Source organism: Brevundimonas sp. GW821-FHT10E09 (genome assembly GCF_058809375.1).
In genome coordinates this window covers 23,975-39,859 of the sequence record NZ_JBXASO010000013.1, presented here as the reverse complement: position 1 = coordinate 39,859, position 15,885 = coordinate 23,975, and the positions used below count along the sequence as shown (strand labels likewise).

Sequence of the window (15,885 nt, the reverse complement as noted above, 5' to 3'; positions counted from 1 at the left end):
CCCGGCGGTCGCCGCGCTCTCGCGGATCAGGTGGCCGCGAACTCGCTCAAGGCGTCGATCACGGCCCGGTTCTGGTCTTCCGTGCCGATGGTGATGCGCAGGGCCTGGGGCAGACCATAGCCGCCGACCGGCCGCACGATGATGCCACGTGTGTTCAGATACTCATTGGCGGCGGCGGCCCGTTCAGCCCCGTCGAACACGACCAGCACGAAGTTTCCGGCGCTGGGCAGGACCTCAAGGCCAAACCCGCGCAGAGCCTGGGTCAGGCGCGGCTTCCAGTTCGACACCAGCTCACGCGACGCCGTCTGGTGCGCCTCGTCGAACAGAGCGGCGGTCGCCGCCTCCAGCCCCGGCACGGAGACGTTGAACGGAAGGCGGATGCGGTCGATGGCTTCGGCCACCTTCAGCGGCGCATAGCCGAAGCCGATGCGCAAACCGCCGAGGCCGTGGATCTTGGAGAAGGTGCGCGTCACGACGATGTTGGCCGCGTCCTTGGCCAGCGGGAAGGCGGTCTCCCAGTCGGCCTCGGTCACATATTCGGCATAGGCTTCATCGACCACCAGGATCACATGAGCCGGAAGGGCCGCGTGCAGGCGGCGGATCTCCTCGCCGGTGTTGTAGCTGCCGGTCGGGTTCGAGGGATTGGAGACATAGACGATCTTCGTCCGCTCATCGACCTGGGCCAGCAAGGCGTCGACCTCGGCCTTGAAGTTGGGCTCCGGCGCCAGCTTGACCTGGGCCTCGCAGCCCAGGGCGCTGATCCGATAGGCCAGGAAGCCGTACTGGCCGCAGACGATATTGTCGCCCGCCGTCAGATAGGTCTGGTTCAGCAAGGCGAAGACCTCGTCCGAGCCATTGCCGAAGATCAGCCGCTCGGGCTCCAGCCCATGCTTCTCCGCCACCGCATCGCGCAGCTTGGTCGCCCGGCCGTCCGGATAGATGTGGATGTTCTTGATGGCGGCTTCATAGGCCGCGCGCGCCTTTCCCCCGGCCCCCAGCATGTTCTCGTTGGAAGACAGCTTCATCGGCTCGGCGACACCGGCGATGGACGACTTGCCGCCGACATAGGGGGCGATGTCGAGGATGCCGGGCTTTGCCTGGGGTCCTTGGGGCGCGTCGGTCATGGGAAGCCTTGAACTCGGAAGATGAGGGGAAGTCAGAAGACGGGCGCGGCGCCGATGACGCCGGTCAGGCGGCCGGGGGCCGCGCTCAGCCGTCCGTCCTCGGCCTGCACATAGCCTGCCAATAGGAACAGCTTCAAGCCGCCCGCCGCCGCCAGGGGTTCGGCGGCCAGTCCGGCCTCGCCCAGGACCTCGACGATCCTGGCGTCGGACAAGCCGCTGTCAGTGACCCAGAAGCTGCGGTCGTCGCCCGTCGGGCCCGAGACGGCCTTCGACACAAGGACCGCCTGGGGCCGGGCGCCACGGTCGTCCGGCAGGGCGGCGACGATCCTCAGGTCCGGCCGGGCCAGCAGGCGCCCCCACCAGGGCCGATCGGACGACAGATCGATCAGGGCGCGCCCGCCGCCCTCGACCGCCTTCAGCGCCGCGTCGGCCGACAGGGGCCGGACGCCCAGGCCGTAGCGGTCAGCCGCCAGGATCTGGGCCATGCCGCCGCTCGCCGTCAGCGCCGGCCCGGCCGCCACCTCGATCCGTCCCCAGACCGCCTTGAGCGCGGCGGCTTCGGCCGGACCGGCGTCCGCCAGCAGGCCGCGCAGGACGATGACCGAGGCGTCGAACCGGTCCGCCATCCCGGCGGCGACACGGGCGCGCACCGCCGCCGCCACCGCCTGGTCCAACCCCAGCAGGTCCTCGTCCGGCGAAGCCGCTTCCAGCAGCCCCATCAGAACAGCTTGGGCGCCGGGGCCAGGGGGAAGGGTCCCAGCCAGGTCCGACCGTCGCGGAACACCAGGGTCAGGGCCACATCCTCACGCCCCGCCGCATCCGCCGCCCCCGCAGCAGCGGCGGCTCCAGCCGCCCCGCCCCGGTTCACCGCCCCCTGGCGCGACTCCAACAGGCCCGACAGGGCCGGCAAGGGTTTTTGCGATTGCAGGGCCACCTGGCCGACCAGGCGCCCGTCCGCATCGGCCCGCAGCACGTCGCTGCTCAGAGTGGCGCGACTGTCGCCGGCTTGCAGATCGCCGCGCAGATTGCGGAAGGTCCCGCCGCCCTGGGTCCATTGGGAAAACACCCCCGCCGCATCCCCGACCTTCAGCAGGTCGGCCCGGCCGACGGTGGCCTCCAGCTGGGTGGTCAGTTGGCCGTCCTGGGCGAAGCCCTCGACCGGTCCGTCGCGGCGTCCCTGGCCGTCCACCAGCCGGAACATCACGTCGATGGCGTCGCTCGGGGCGGTCGCGCCTTCCAGATGGGGCCGCGAATAGAATTCGATCCGTGCGGCCCGGGCGATGGGGAAGGGCTCGCCGTCAGGATGGACAGTGAAGATCGGATTGACCAGTTCCAGCGCCAGATTGGGCCAGCGCTGGTCGATGCCGCTGGCGCTCATGCGGATGGCGTCGCCGTTGATGGCGACCTTGCCCTTGCCGGCCCGGGTCAGGACCAGGCCTTCGGGCGCGACCACGACCCATTTGGTCGGCTGATAGGCGTTGGCCTCGGCGTTCAGCTCCGGCGCGGATATGGCGTGACCGGACGGGGCGGCGATCGTCACATGGGTCAGTTTCACATTGGCGCGGAAGGGCCAGCCGACGATCCGCTTGTCGGCGTAGCGCACGTCCCAGCCCTGTTGGCGCAGGGCGGCCGACTGGGCCTCCAGCCCGGCGTCGATCTGGCGCGTCAGATAGAACCACCAGCCGGTCCAGGCGGCCAGGGCGATCAGCACGATGATGAAGGGGGCGTAGAGGCCCGCACGGCTGGGTCGCTGGGTCGGTGCGTCGGTCATTCAAACTCCGGGGTCGAGACGGCTATAGCCCAAGGAAGGACGACCGCCCAAGGCGTTCAGGCCTTGATGTCGACCAGCCTGGCCCCCGCCGCCCGGGCCGCCGCTTCGGGCGCCACCCCCAGCAACAGCCCGCGCTGGCCGCCGTTGATCAGGATCTGATCAAACAGAACGGCCGTCTCGTCCATCACCGTCGGTACGGTCTTGCGCTGCCCAAAGGGACTGACGCCGCCGACCTTGTAGCCGGTCAACCGTTCCGCATCGGCGGGCTTCATCATCTGCGCCGACTTGCCGCCGATGGCCGCCGCCAGCTTCTTCATGCTGATCTCGCAGTCGGACGGCGCGATGACGCAGGCAGGCGCGCCGTCGACCAGGGTCATCAGGGTCTTGAACACCTGTTCCGGGGCTTTTCCCACAGCCTGAGCCGCCTGAAGCCCCACGCGCGGCGCATCGGGATCATAGTCATAGGCAAACAGTTCGAAGGCGACCCCGGCCTTGGTCAGGGCGACGGTCGCGGGCGTGGTCTTCGACATTTCAGGTCATCTCGGAGTTCAGGAAACCGCGGGTCAGCGCCACAGCGTCAGCCAGACCCATGCGCTGGACCTCCGTGCCCGGCGGCAGGCTGGCGAACAGGCGGGTGGGGGTGGCCGCGTCCAGCATCAAGAAGACCCCCTTGTCGTCGCCGCGCCGGATCAGCCGCCCGAAGGCCTGGGCGATCCGGGCGCGGGCCAGGGCGTCGTCATAGCCTCTCCCTTGCGAGAACTGGCCGCCCAGCCGTTCGCGCCGCGCCTTGTGCAGCAGGTCCGGGCGGGGCCAGGGCACGCGGTCGAAGGCCAGAACCCGCAGCGACCGCCCCGGCACATCCACCCCGTCGCGCACGGCGTCCGTGCCCAGGAGGCACGAGTCCTCCTCGACCCGGAACATGTCGACCAGGGCCCCGACCTCCAGCGGATCGACGTGCTGGGCGTACAGGGGCACGCCGGCCTTCGCCAGATCCGGGCCGAGCCGTTCATAGACCGCCTTCAACCGGCGGATGGCGGTGAACAGGCCCAGCCCTCCGCCCCCGGCGGCCAGGAACAGTTCGCGCATCGCCGCCGCCGTCTGGCGCGGATCGTCCTTGATCAGGTCGTTGACGACGATGACCCGGCTGTTGGACGCATAGTCGAAGGGGCTCTCGACCTTCAGGGTGCGCGGCGGCTCGATCAGCCGGGCCGAGCCGGTGCGCAGACGCGCGAGGTCGAACGGGTCTTCCTGCAAGGGATCGGACAGGGTGGCCGAGGTCACCAGCACCCCGTGCGCCGGCACGATCACGGCGGCTTCCAGCGGCACGGTCGGGTCGATCCAGTGACGGCGCAGGGCCACGTCATGGATGCGCCCGAAGGCGGTCTCGGCCGACAGCCAGTCGACGAAGTCCGGATCAGGCTGATCCCCGCCGTCCTCCAGCGCCGCCAGCATCGAGCGCCAGCCGGGCAGGGTCATGCGCGCGCGCCGGTCCAGGCCGCGCAACGCCCCTTCGATCCGCGACCGCTGCGACCCGTCCAGCTCCGCCGCCTCGTCGTCGAGGATGTCCTCCAGATGCCGCGACAGGGCCAGCAGGGGCGCCTCGAGCGCGGCCAGGGCCTGGGCCGCCGCGCGGGCGGTCTCGGCCACGGGATCGGTCACCGGCTTCAGCGCGCACTCCATGCCGAACTCTGGGCCGCCATAGGTGTTGGTCTCGGCTGTGCGGGCGCGCAACTGATCCAGAGCAGCCGCCAGGAAGGCCTCGATCGGCCCGATCGGATTGACCTCGCCCGAGGCCGGGGCGACGCGGCCCGACACGCCCTCGCCCGGCAAGGCGGCCGAGGCGCGGATGGCGTCCTGCAAGGCCTTCAGCGCCGCCTCGTTGTCGCCGACCATGTCGCCCAGCCGCTGCTCCAGCCCGCGCCCGCGCCGACCTCGCCCCTCAGGACCGCAGATCCAGCGGCGCAGCTCGGCCGCCTCCTGTCCCGACAGACAGGCGGAAAAGGCGCTGTCGGCGGCGTCGAACAGATGGTGGCCCTCGTCGAAGACGATGCGTTTCAGGGCGGCCGTCTCGCCGTCCTGCTTCTGGCCCCGGGCCGAGCGCGCGCCGTCGAACGCCGCCTGGGTCAGGACCAGGGCGTGGTTGGCGATGACCAGGTCCGCGCGGCGGCTGGCGCGGATGGTCTTTTCGACGAAACAGCTGCGATAGTGGGGGCAGGCGGCGTGGACGCATTCGCCGCGCCGGTCCACCAGATTGGCCGCCCCCGCCGCATGGGCGGCGGGCATGGCGAACAGGCCCGGCAGCCAGCCGGGAAAGTCGCCGCCCGTCATGTCCCCGTCGCGCGTATGCACGGCCCAGCGTCCCGCCAGCGCCAGGCCGACCAGGTCGCCGTTCCCCAGCTGGGCCGCCTGGACCATGTCCTGCAGGTTCAGGACGCACAGATAGTTCTCGCGCCCCTTGCGGATCGCCGCCTTCTTCTTGCGCTCTTCCGGGTCGGGCCACAGGGCATGGCTCTCGCGGTCGATCTGGCGTTGCAGGGCGCGGGTGTAGGTCGAGATCCACGCCGCTCCCTGGTTCCGTTCAGCCCACAGGGAAGCGGGCGCCAGATAGCCCAGGGTCTTGCCCGTGCCTGTGCCCGCCTCGGCCAGCAGCATGCGGGGGCGGCCCTCCTCGTTGCGCGGCGAAAAGGCGAAGGCGGCCTCGGCGGCGTAGTCCGACTGGGTCGGCCGCGTCTCGTCCAGACCCGAGGCCTGAAGCAGTTTCGCCAGCCGGATCCGCGCGCTCTCGCTATCGACCGGGGCCGACCCCGCCTCGCCGCGCGCGGCCTCGTCCTCCCACTCCGTCAGACGGGTCCAGACGTCCAGGCCGGACCCGCGATGCTGGCGCGCGCGCACCCCGCCCGCCTCCAGCGCCTGAACCACGCGCTCGCCCCAGGCCCAGCCGGCGCGTTGCAGGGTCAGGGCCAGGACATAGGCGGCCTCGCGTTCCGGATAGGCGGGGGCCGCCAGTTCACGCAACAGCACGGCCGCCGCCTCGCGCAACACCGCCGCCTGCGCCTCGGGCGACTTCGGCTCCGCCAGACCCAGCGACAGGGCCAGGCCCGTCGGCGAAGGGGCGCAGAATCGCGCCGGCCGCACGAAGGCGTACAGCTCCAGCACATCCATCAGTTCGCCCGACCGCGGCGGCGGCGTCAGCCCCAGCCGTCGCGCGGTCAGCGACGCATGGGCCACCAGCACGGCGCCGCCGGTGAACAACCCCTCGGCCGCCCCCCGCCCGATCTTGCGCGCCCCCGCCTCGTCGCAAACCGCCCCCGCCCCCGGCGGGGTGGCGAGCGCCGGCGGCAGGTCGAGCCAGGGTTCGGCGCCGGTCAGGCGGGATTCAGCGATGACGGATTCGTCGGACACAGCCGATAGATAGCGACGTCGGGGCTGAAACGGAACGGGAACATGCTATATGCCGTTCGTGACGACCGCCGCCGTTCCCGCAACGCTTCCGCCGCTGTTCGCCGACTGGTTCGCCGGGCGCGGCTGGTCGCCCCGGCGTCATCAGCTGGAAATGGTCGCAGCAGGTCAGTCCGGCCGGCACGCCCTGCTGGTCGCGCCGACCGGCGGGGGCAAGACCTTGGCCGGCTTCCTGCCCAGCCTGATCGAGCTCGCCGAACGGGGGCCAAGGCCGCAGCACGGGCCGGGGTCCGGCGTCCACACCCTTTATCTGTCGCCGCTGAAGGCCCTGACCACCGACGTCGAGCGCAATCTGACGACCCCGATCCGCGAGATCGGACTGAACATCCACGTCGAGACCCGCACCGGCGACACCAAACAGTCCAAACGCCAGCGTCAGCGCGACTTCCCGCCCGACATCCTGCTGACCACGCCCGAGCAGCTGGCCCTGTTCTGCGCCTGGGAGGGCGCCCGGTCCTATTTCGCCGACCTGAAATGCGTCGTTCTGGACGAGGTCCACGCCATCTGGAGCGGCAAACGGGGCGATCTGCTGTCGCTGGGACTGGGGCGGTTACAACAGTTTGCGCCGGGCATGCGGCGGGTCGGCCTGAGCGCGACGATCGAAGATCCGGATCTGATCCGGGGGTGGCTCAGCCCCTCCCCCGCCGTGCAGGATGTGGCCCTGGTTCGTGGCGACCCCGGCGCACCCGCCGTCATCGACGTGCTGATCTCCGAGGGCAAGGTCCCCTGGGCGGGCCACACGGGCCAGCACGCCATCCCGGAAGTCTACGCCGCCATCCAGCGCGCGGGCCTGGCCCTGATCTTCGTCAACACCCGCTGGCAGTCGGAGTTCGTCTTCCAGCAGTTGTGGGCGATCAACGACGACAATCTGCCCATCGGCCTGCACCACGGCTCGCTCGCGGCCGAACAGAGGCGCAAGATCGAGGCGGCCATGGCGCGCGGCGACCTCAGGGCCGTGGTCTGCACATCCACCCTCGACCTCGGCATTGACTGGGGCGACGTCGATCTGGTCATCCAGATGGCGGCGCCCAAGGGCTCCAGCCGTCTGGTCCAGCGGATCGGCCGCGCCAACCACCGGCTGGACGAGCCGTCGCGCGCCCTTCTGGTGCCCGCCAGCCGGTTCGAGATGCTGGAATGCCAGGCGGCCCGCGAAGCGGTGGCCGACAACGCCTTCGACTGGGAGCCGATCCATATCGGCACCCTGGATGCGCTGGCCCAGCACGTCATGGGCGTCGCCTGTTCCGAGGCCTTCGACATCCAGCCCCTGTATGACGAAATCACCGGCTGCGGCCCCTATCGCGACCTGGCGTGGGAGCAGTTCGAGGAGGTGGTCGATTTCGTCGCCACCGGCGGATACGCGCTGCGCACCTATGATCGGTTCGCCCGTATCGTCCGCACCCCGGACGGCCGCTGGAAGGCCCGCACCAAGGATATCGCCCAGCGCCACCGGATGAATGTCGGCGCCATCGTCTCGGCGGGAACCCTGAACGTGCGCGTGGCGGGCCGTCGCGGCGGGGCCTCGCGCCAGTTGGTCCCGGGCCGCAAGGTGGGCGAGGCCGAGGAATGGTATTTCGAACAGCTGACGCCCGGCGACACCTTCCTGTTCGCCGGCCAGGTCTGGGCGTTTCAGGGCATCGTCGGGACCGACGCCCTGGTCACCCACGCCAATGACAAGGAACCGAAGATCCCCTCCTGGGGCGGGTCCAAATTCCCCCTGTCCACCTCCCTGGCCGACCGGGTGCGGACCATGGTGCAGGACCCGGATCACTGGCGTGTCCTGCCGCCCGACGTGCAGGAATGGCTGGCGCTTCAAGCCGAACGCTCGGCCATTCCCGACGCCGAATCCATGCTGGTCGAGACCTTCCCACGCGGCAGTCGGCATTTCCTGGTCGCCTATCCGTTCGAGGGCAATCTGGCCCACACCACGCTTTGCATGCTGTTGACGCGACGGCTGGACCGGCTGGGCGTCGGCCCCCTGGGCTTCGTCGTCACCGACTATTCTCTGGCCATCTGGTCCATCAAGCCGATGGACCAGATCGATCTGGACGCCCTGTTCCAATCCGACATGCTGGGCGACGACCTGGAAGCCTGGCTGGAGGAAAGCTTCATGATGAAACGCTCCTTCCGCAATTGCGCCCTGATCTCGGGCCTGATCGAGCGCCGCCAGCCCGGCGCCGAAAAGACCGGGCGTCAGGTCACCTTCTCCACCGACCTGATCTACGACGTGCTGCGCCGCCACCAGCCCGACCATCTGCTGCTGAAGACCGCCCGCGCCGACGCGGCTTCCGGCCTGCTGGACGTGGCGCGGCTGGGTCAGATGCTGGCGCGGATCGAGGGCCGTATCCGACATCAGCCCCTGACCCGTCCCTCCCCCTTCTGCGTGCCGGTTCTGGTCCAGATCGGGCGCGAGCGGGTGGGCGGCGACGCGGCCGAAATGATCCTGGATGAGAGCGCCGAACATCTGATCGCCGAAGTCATGGACGAGGACGCGCCATGAACGCCGCCCTGCGCCAGACCCTGTCCCCCGCGCGCAAGCCCTGCGGTTCGTTGCGCGTTCAGATCGCGGGCGAGACCTGCGTGCTGCGCTGTTCGGGCGCCCTGTGGCTCCCGGCCCATCGCGCCCTGATCGCCGCTGACCTGCACCTGGAGAAGGGTTCGGCCTTCGCCGCGCGCGGCCAGATGCTGCCGCCTTACGACAGCCGCGCCACCCTGGACCGGCTGGAGACCGAGATCGCCGACCTCGACCCCGGCCTTGTCGTGTTGTTGGGCGACAGCTTCCATGACGCCCGGGCCATCGGACGGATGGCGGATGAGGACCGGGCGCGGCTGGACCGGTTGGCGGGCGGCCGAAACTGGCTGTGGCTGGAAGGCAATCACGACCACAAGGCCCTGGCCGACGACGCCCGGACCGAGGCGTCCCTGCCCGGCCGGGTCGTGGGCGACATGGCCCTGGGCGCCCTGCGCCTGACCCACGAGCCGGAGCCCCGAACGCCGGGGGACGACCGCCAGGGCGAGGTCGCCGGCCACCTGCACCCCGCCGCCCGCGTCGTCGCCTACGGCCGCGGCGTGCGTCGTCCCTGTTTCGTCACCGACGGATCGCGCCTGATCCTGCCCGCTTTCGGCGCCTTCACCGGCGGGCTGAACGTGCGCGACCCCGTCATCGCCGGCCTGTTTGCCACAGAGCCCCTGACGGCCGTCCTGGGCCGCGACAAGGTTCACGCCATCGCCTGGGATCGCCTGCCCTGATCTCTTCCGCCCAGCGCAGAAATTCGAGTCGGCGTTTACGGTCGGTTTTCCTGTGCCGCGTAACCTGGGTTCATGACTCTCAGAATGAGACCCAGCATGCAGGCGCAAGCGCAGCATTTCGATCCCGCAGCGACCGCCGACGCCGTCGTCGATTCAGGCGTTGATTCCGCCCCCCCCTTCTTCGCGCCCGTCGTCGCTTCTGACGTCACGGATCAGCTCGAGGCGGCGCGCGCCCTGGTCGAGAGCCGTTTTTCCGACGCGGGCGAACGCCTGGCCGGATCACTCGAAATGGTCGGCCGGCTGATCGAGGCCCTCGACCGGCTGGGTCTGACGCTGAACGTCGAATCGGTCTCGCACACCAGCAACGAGTTGCTGTCGACGGCGGAAAGCCTGAACGCCCTGCCCCTTACGCAGAAACGGCGGGTGGCGGATCTGGATCAGTTGAAGACCGCCGGCGCCCTGCTGGAAGCCGATATAGACGTGATGCGCACCACGCTGCGCTATCTGCGCGCCTTCGCCCTGAACGTGAAGATCACGGCCGGCGCGACCATCCGGGCCGCAGACGAGTTCGCCGGCTTCGCCGAGCGGATGTGTGAACAGTTGGACTTCGGCGTGTCGCAACTGGACCAGCTGGCCGAGGAGCTTACGCGGCTCGCACGCCAACTGGACGGCGCACTGACCTTCGAAGAGGGGCTGGGCGGCAAGTACAAGGAGCTGATTCCGGCGGTGCCGGACAAGCTGGCGCTCGACGCCGAGACGCTCCGCGTGAACCACGCCCGCATCGCCGAGGTCGCCGCCTCGGTCGCCGCCATCGCGCGCGACATCCAGATGAAGGTCGGCAAGGCCCTGATGGCCCTGCAGATCGGGGACATCACCCGCCAGCGGATCGAACACGTCCAGCTGGGCATCCAGGTCGCGGCCCGCACGGTTCGCGAGGCGGACCTGTCGCCCGAGGCGCGCGACCGGGCCGAACGCCGCCTGCTGCACATGGTCGCCGACCAGATGGCGGACATCGCCACCGATTTCGAGGCCGAAGCGGCCAAGGTCGTCCACAGCCTGTCCGGCATGGCCCAGGACACCAAACAGATCATGGTCATTCACGGCCTGTCCGACGGCGGGGGCGACCTGCGCGACCTCGAGATCAGTCTGGGTCGGGCCGGTCTGTTGATCGATGACGTCACAGCGGCCATGACCAACGCCCAGCGCATCAGCGGCGAGACCGTCTCGGCGGTCGAGGCCCTGGCCCGACGGGTGGACGCCATCCAGAAGGTCAAACGCGACATCCAGCAGATGGCGATCAACAGCAGCCTGCGCTGCAATCGTCTGGGGGAAATCGGCAAGCCCCTGAGCGTCATCGCCATCGAGCTGAGCAGCCACGCCAGCCATCTGGAAGACGCCGCCGATCAGACCCTGGGTTCCCTGACCGCCCTGGCCGGCCTGGCCAACGGGATGGAGACCACCCAACCCGGCGACGCGCACGTGGACGCCGGACGCCTGAACGGGGTGCAGAGCCAGTTGCGCCGCGCCGCCGACGTGGTCGAGAACGATCTGGTCGGTCTGGGCGCCCATGGCGAGGCCACGGCCCGGTCGCTGGCCCTGGCCGCCGACCAGCTGGGCCTGAAGGAAGACCTGGGCGACGCCCTGCACACCGCCGCCATCGCCCTGGCCGAGGCCGCCGGACCAGTGGTCGAGGACCTGACCGATATCGCCGGAGTGGTGGACGCCGCCATGACCGAGATCGGGCGCTGCTACACCATGGCGCGCGAGCGGACGGTCCACGCGGCCCATGCGGTCTTTACCGAGACCGACAAGACCGACGAGGCGACGACGACGGAAACAGCCGGTGAAACGGCCGCCGCCGAGGACGAATTCGACGACCTTCTGTTCTGATCCGGGCGGCGGTCGGGCGCGATAGGCGCAGGCCTCGCTCCGTCCGCCTGTCTGTGGGGCCGCCGGGCCGCCGTCAGCGAGACCGATCGACGTTCATGATCTCGCGGGCGATATGCTCCAGCGCCGTGACCTTCTGGGCGGCGCCGCGTGCAATGGCTTCCTTGGGCATGCCGAAGACGATCGAGGTCGCCTCGTCCTGCGCCACGGTGACGGCCCCGGCCTCCTTGAGCTCCAGCAGGCCGCGTGCGCCGTCATCGCCCATGCCGGTCATGATCACGCCCATGGCGTTGCGTCCGGCCGCCCGAGCGGCGGAACGGAACAGGACGTCGACGGAGGGGCGGTGGCGCGACACGGGCGGCCCGTCCTTGATCGCCACCTGATAGCGGGCGCCGTGGCGTTCAAGCAGCATGTGCTTGTCGCCCGGCGCGATCAGGACGTGGCCGCGCAGGACCGGATCGCCGTTCTGGGCCTCCTTGACCTCGACCTCGCACAGGCTGTTGAGCCGTTTGGCGAAGGCGGCGGTGAAGCCCGCCGGCATGTGCTGGACGATGACGATGCCGGGCGCATTGGCCGGCAGCGCCTGCAACACCTCGCGCAGCGCCTCGGTCCCGCCTGTCGAGGCGCCCAGACAGGCCACCATCTCCGTCGTGCGCGCCATGGCGGCCCCGGTCGGGGGCGGCAGCATGGCGTCAGCCGTCAGCTTGGTTCCCGGATCCAGCGTTCGCGTCGTCGTTCGCCTTGCGCCCAGCCGGGCGCGCGCCGCAGCCTTGACCACATCGCGGATGCGATCCGCGCTCTCGGCCAGATGGTCCGCCGCCCCGATGCGCGGCTTCAGTATGATGTCGACCGCGCCGGCCTCCAGCGCCTGCATCAGAGTCTCGGATCCGGCCTCGGTCAGGGACGAGCACATGACGACCGGGATCGGCCGCTGGGCCATCAGCTTGCGCAGGAAGGTGATGCCGTCCATGCGCGGCATCTCGACGTCCAGGGTGATGACGTCGGGCACGTCCTCGGCGATGCGACGCGCGGCGACGAAGGGGTCGGAGGCCACGCCCATGACCTCGATGCCGGGGTCGGCGGACAGGACGTCGACCAGAGTCTGGCGCACACTGGCCGAGTCGTCGATGACCAGAACGCGGACCTTGGGCATGGGATCAGGTCTTTCGGAAAATGGTGTTGGCGACAGTCACCAGAGGCAGTTCGATGCCGGTGATGCTCTCGGAATGGCCGATAAACAGATAGCCGCCGCGCTTCAGCCGGTCGCACAGCCGTTTCAGAACCTTGGCCTGAGTCTGTTTATCGAAATAGATCATAACGTTACGACACATGATCATATCGAACGGATCGCCGACCGAATAGGTCTCATCCATCAGATTGACTCGCGCCAGCGACAGTTTCGCCCGCAGCGACGGATGGATGCGGCCCTCGCGCCGTCCGCTGTCGCGTGCGGTCATGACCCAGCGCCGCATTTCGGCGGGGACCGGGGTCAGCATCTCGTTCGGATAGACGCCGCGCAGCGCGGTTTCCAGCACATCGGTGGACAGGTCCGTGCCCAGGATCTGATAGTCGGGGCCGCCCTGTTCATCGGCGAATTTCTGCATGACCATGGCCATGGTGTAGGGCTCGGCGCCCATCGAACAGGCGGCGCTCCAGGCCCGGATCCGCCGCATCCCGGCCGCCTTGAACTCGGGCAGCACGTGGGACGTCATATAGTCGAAATGGCGGGGTTCGCGGAAGAAGTCGGTCTTGTTGGTCGTCACCGCGTCGATCAGGAAGACGGACTCGGCCTCGAGCCCGTCCTCCTTGAACAGATTGTCGCAATAGTCGTCGAAGGTCGCGTGGCCCGTGCTGCGCAGACGGCGGCGCAGCCGCCCCTCCAGCATGGTCCGCTTGGACGACGGCATCTTGATGCCGCTGTAGTCGTAGATATAGGCCGCCATCCGCTCGAAATTGCGGGCGCTGATCTGATCGACGGGAGGCGAGGACTGTTCCAGCGCGGCGTGGGACAAGGCGATGCTCTTTCTGAGAAACCGGCGGCGACCGTCAGGCCGCGCGATCGACGTCGGGGAAGGACGCCAGAGAGACGGTGTCGGTGCTGGACAGCAGTCGGGGCAGGTCGATCAGGACCACGAAGCCGTCCTCGCGCCGCACCACGCCCGAGATATAGTCCGAGCGCCACTTGATCCCGATGTCGGGCGACGGCTCGATCTGGTCGGCGCTGAAGACCGCCACCTCGAACACCCGGTCCGCCACCAGGCCCAGGCTGAGCACCCGGTCCTCCAGCGGAATGTCCAGCACCAGGATGCGGGTGTTCAGCGTCGGCTCGGTCGGCGCCATGCCCAGGCGGATCCGAAGATCCGCCGTGGGAACCCCCTGCCCCCGCACGTCCGTCAGGCCCAGAAGATAGTCCGGACTGTTGGGAATGCGCGAGGGCACCTGATAGGTCAGGATCTCCCGCACCAGGCCGACCGGGGCGGCGAAGAGTTCGTCGCCCAGGCCGAAGGTCACATATTGCCCCTCAGAGGCGCCTTGCCCCTTGGCGGTTTCGGACATCAGGCGCTCTCCCGGAAGTCCATGTCCTCGTCGTCCGCGCCGCCGGTCGCCAGGTCCAGGGCGAAGCCCTTGGCGCGGGCCTGCTGGGCGTGGACGGCGGGCTTGGACGGCGCAGCCTTGGGCGTCGGGCGGGCCGCCGGCTTGGCCGGGGCCTTGAAGCTCGAGACGCGGGCCGGAGCCCGGGCCGGAGCGCGGCCGCCGCTGCGGCCGCCGGTCGTGTCGGTGCGGAAGAAGGCGATCGAGGTCTGCAGTTCCTCGGCCTGGGCCGCCAGCTCCTCGGAGGTGGCCGACATCTGCTCGGACGCGCCGGCGTTCTGCTGGGTCACCTTGTCCAGCTGCTGGATGGCCTCGTTGATCTGGCTGGCGCCGACGTCCTGCTCGCGGCAGGCGGCGCTGATCTCGGACACCAGTTCGGCGGTCTTGCGGATATCCGGCACCAGGCGTTGCAGCATTTCGCCGGCTTCCTGGGCCGCCTTGACGGTGTCGCCCGACACGGCGCCGATTTCGGCGGCGGCCGTCTGGCTGCGTTCGGCCAGTTTGCGCACTTCCGAGGCGACGACGGCGAAGCCCTTGCCGTGTTCCCCGGCGCGGGCGGCCTCGACCGCCGCGTTCAGGGCCAGCAGATCGGTCTGACGCGCGATCTCCTGCACGATGCCGATCTTGTCGGCGATGGTGCGCATGGCGTCCACCGCCCGATTGACCGCCTCGCCGCTGGCCTCGGCGTCCTTGGACGACTGACGCGAGATCTTCTCGGTCTGGGCCGCGTTGTCGGCGTTCTGCTTGATGTTGGCGGCCATCTCTTCCATCGAGGCCGAGGCCTGTTCGGCGGCGGCCGCCTGTTCGGTCGCACCCTGGCTCATCTGTTCCGACGTGGCAGACAGCTCCTGGCTGCCCGACGAGACGTTGTCGGCGGCCGACAGGGCGTCGCCGACCACGCCGCGCAGGCGTTCCACCATGGACTGCAGCGAAAGACCCAGCGTGTCCTTGTCCGACAGCGGCTTGGGCTGGACCGTCAGGTCGCCGTTGGCGATCTCATCCGCCATGGTGGCGGTGGTCTTCAGATTGTCCGTCAGTCTGTTGAAGGCGTTGACCAGGTCCTTGATCTCGTCGTTCGACTTGATCTCGACCCGCTCGTCCAGGTCGCCGATGGCGACGGCGTCGGCCACGGTCATCAGGCGGTTCAGGCCGGCGCTGATGCCCAGGGCGATCCACAGGGCGGCTGAAACGGCCAAGGCGATCGCCAAGATTGACAGGGTGATCAGAAGGGTGCGGGTGTTCTGATAGTCCTTGTCCGCATCCGCCTGGGCCGCATCAGCGCGATCGCGGTTGAGTTGGACGCCCTCATACAGCTTCTCGGTCAGCGCCACCGCAGCCTCGCGGCCTTCGCCACCCGAATAGGCGGCCGCAGCAGCGGTGTCACCCGCAGCGGCGAGGGCGCGAACCTTGTCGTCAGTCCGATCGAACGCCTCTGTCTTGGCCTTTATGTCCGCCCACAGGGCCCGTGTCGCCTCAGAGGCCGACCCGTGCATATCGTCGAAAATCTCCTGATATTTCGCGCGCGCCTCATCGCCAGCTTCGATCTGACGCTGCATTTCTTCGGGTGTCCGCGCCAGAACCACATTCTTCTGCGCGCGCACGACCATCAAGGCGTAGCTGTTGAGCTGGTGCATCTTGTCGAGGCGGACGACAGCCCCTTCAACCACCTCATCCATGGCGTCCTTGGCGACGCCCAGGCTGAAGATGCCGTATCCGGCGACTCCCGCCAAAGCGAGAATGAGAAAGCCGAAGGCTACGGCTAGTTTGGCCTTGATGGTGAAACGCATGGCTGATCTCCCCGATAGC

The 15,885-nt window shown here is 69.2% G+C and carries 12 protein-coding genes; 3 read left to right on the top strand and 9 right to left on the bottom strand.

Annotated features, from left to right (window positions below; genetic code table 11):
- Positions 1 to 26: 26 nt before the first annotated feature.
- Genes hisC through AC1RSI_RS12905 form a run of 5 tightly spaced genes read right to left on the bottom strand, consistent with a single transcriptional unit; the run spans position 27 to position 6,297 of the window.
- Positions 27 to 1,124, bottom strand: a complete 1,098-nt coding sequence (gene hisC / locus AC1RSI_RS12925) for a histidinol-phosphate transaminase (RefSeq protein WP_154726828.1) — start codon at positions 1,122 to 1,124, stop codon at positions 27 to 29.
- Positions 1,125 to 1,156: 32 nt separating this feature from the next.
- Complete coding sequence (locus AC1RSI_RS12920; protein WP_154726829.1) at positions 1,157 to 1,843, bottom strand: hypothetical protein; 687 nt, start codon at positions 1,841 to 1,843, stop codon at positions 1,157 to 1,159.
- A complete protein-coding gene (locus tag AC1RSI_RS12915; protein ID WP_291756637.1) occupies positions 1,843 to 2,895 on the bottom strand; it encodes a DUF2125 domain-containing protein in 1,053 nt (350 codons plus the stop codon). The genes AC1RSI_RS12920 and AC1RSI_RS12915 overlap by 1 nt, the downstream gene beginning before the upstream one ends.
- A gap of 56 nt (positions 2,896 to 2,951) precedes the next feature.
- On the bottom strand, positions 2,952 to 3,425 hold the full coding sequence (ybaK, locus tag AC1RSI_RS12910) for a Cys-tRNA(Pro) deacylase (RefSeq protein ID WP_154727043.1): 474 nt from the start codon (positions 3,423 to 3,425) through the stop codon (positions 2,952 to 2,954).
- Between the two features lies 1 nt (position 3,426).
- The gene (locus AC1RSI_RS12905; RefSeq protein WP_492322682.1) at positions 3,427 to 6,297 is read right to left on the bottom strand and encodes an ATP-dependent DNA helicase; all 2,871 of its coding nucleotides are present in this window, start codon (positions 6,295 to 6,297) and stop codon (positions 3,427 to 3,429) included.
- Between the two features lie 49 nt (positions 6,298 to 6,346).
- Between AC1RSI_RS12905 and AC1RSI_RS12900 the strand changes: the two genes are divergently transcribed.
- The 3 genes from AC1RSI_RS12900 (at position 6,347) to AC1RSI_RS12890 (ending at position 11,490) form a co-directional block, all read left to right on the top strand.
- A complete protein-coding gene (locus tag AC1RSI_RS12900; RefSeq protein WP_154726075.1) occupies positions 6,347 to 8,851 on the top strand; it encodes a ligase-associated DNA damage response DEXH box helicase in 2,505 nt (834 codons plus the stop codon).
- Complete coding sequence (pdeM, locus tag AC1RSI_RS12895; protein WP_154726076.1) at positions 8,848 to 9,600, top strand: ligase-associated DNA damage response endonuclease PdeM; 753 nt, start codon at positions 8,848 to 8,850, stop codon at positions 9,598 to 9,600. The genes AC1RSI_RS12900 and pdeM overlap by 4 nt, the downstream gene beginning before the upstream one ends.
- 96 nt (positions 9,601 to 9,696) lie before the next feature.
- On the top strand, positions 9,697 to 11,490 hold the full coding sequence (locus AC1RSI_RS12890; protein ID WP_008259388.1) for a hypothetical protein: 1,794 nt from the start codon (positions 9,697 to 9,699) through the stop codon (positions 11,488 to 11,490).
- Between the two features lie 73 nt (positions 11,491 to 11,563).
- On the opposite strand, the gene AC1RSI_RS12885 is transcribed toward AC1RSI_RS12890, so the two are convergent.
- Genes AC1RSI_RS12885 through AC1RSI_RS12870 form a run of 4 tightly spaced genes read right to left on the bottom strand, consistent with a single transcriptional unit; the run spans position 11,564 to position 15,866 of the window.
- Positions 11,564 to 12,640, bottom strand: coding sequence for a protein-glutamate methylesterase/protein-glutamine glutaminase (locus tag AC1RSI_RS12885; protein ID WP_008262249.1), 1,077 nt, complete (start codon positions 12,638 to 12,640; stop codon positions 11,564 to 11,566).
- Between the two features lie 4 nt (positions 12,641 to 12,644).
- Complete coding sequence (locus AC1RSI_RS12880; protein ID WP_035308071.1) at positions 12,645 to 13,499, bottom strand: CheR family methyltransferase; 855 nt, start codon at positions 13,497 to 13,499, stop codon at positions 12,645 to 12,647.
- 34 nt (positions 13,500 to 13,533) lie between these two features.
- Positions 13,534 to 14,043 carry a chemotaxis protein CheW gene (locus AC1RSI_RS12875; protein WP_154726077.1) on the bottom strand — a complete coding sequence of 170 codons (510 nt, stop codon included), beginning with the start codon at positions 14,041 to 14,043 and terminating at the stop codon, positions 13,534 to 13,536.
- The gene (locus tag AC1RSI_RS12870; protein WP_008261353.1) at positions 14,043 to 15,866 is read right to left on the bottom strand and encodes a methyl-accepting chemotaxis protein; all 1,824 of its coding nucleotides are present in this window, start codon (positions 15,864 to 15,866) and stop codon (positions 14,043 to 14,045) included. The genes AC1RSI_RS12875 and AC1RSI_RS12870 overlap by 1 nt, the downstream gene beginning before the upstream one ends.
- Between the last annotated feature and the right edge of the window lie 19 nt (positions 15,867 to 15,885).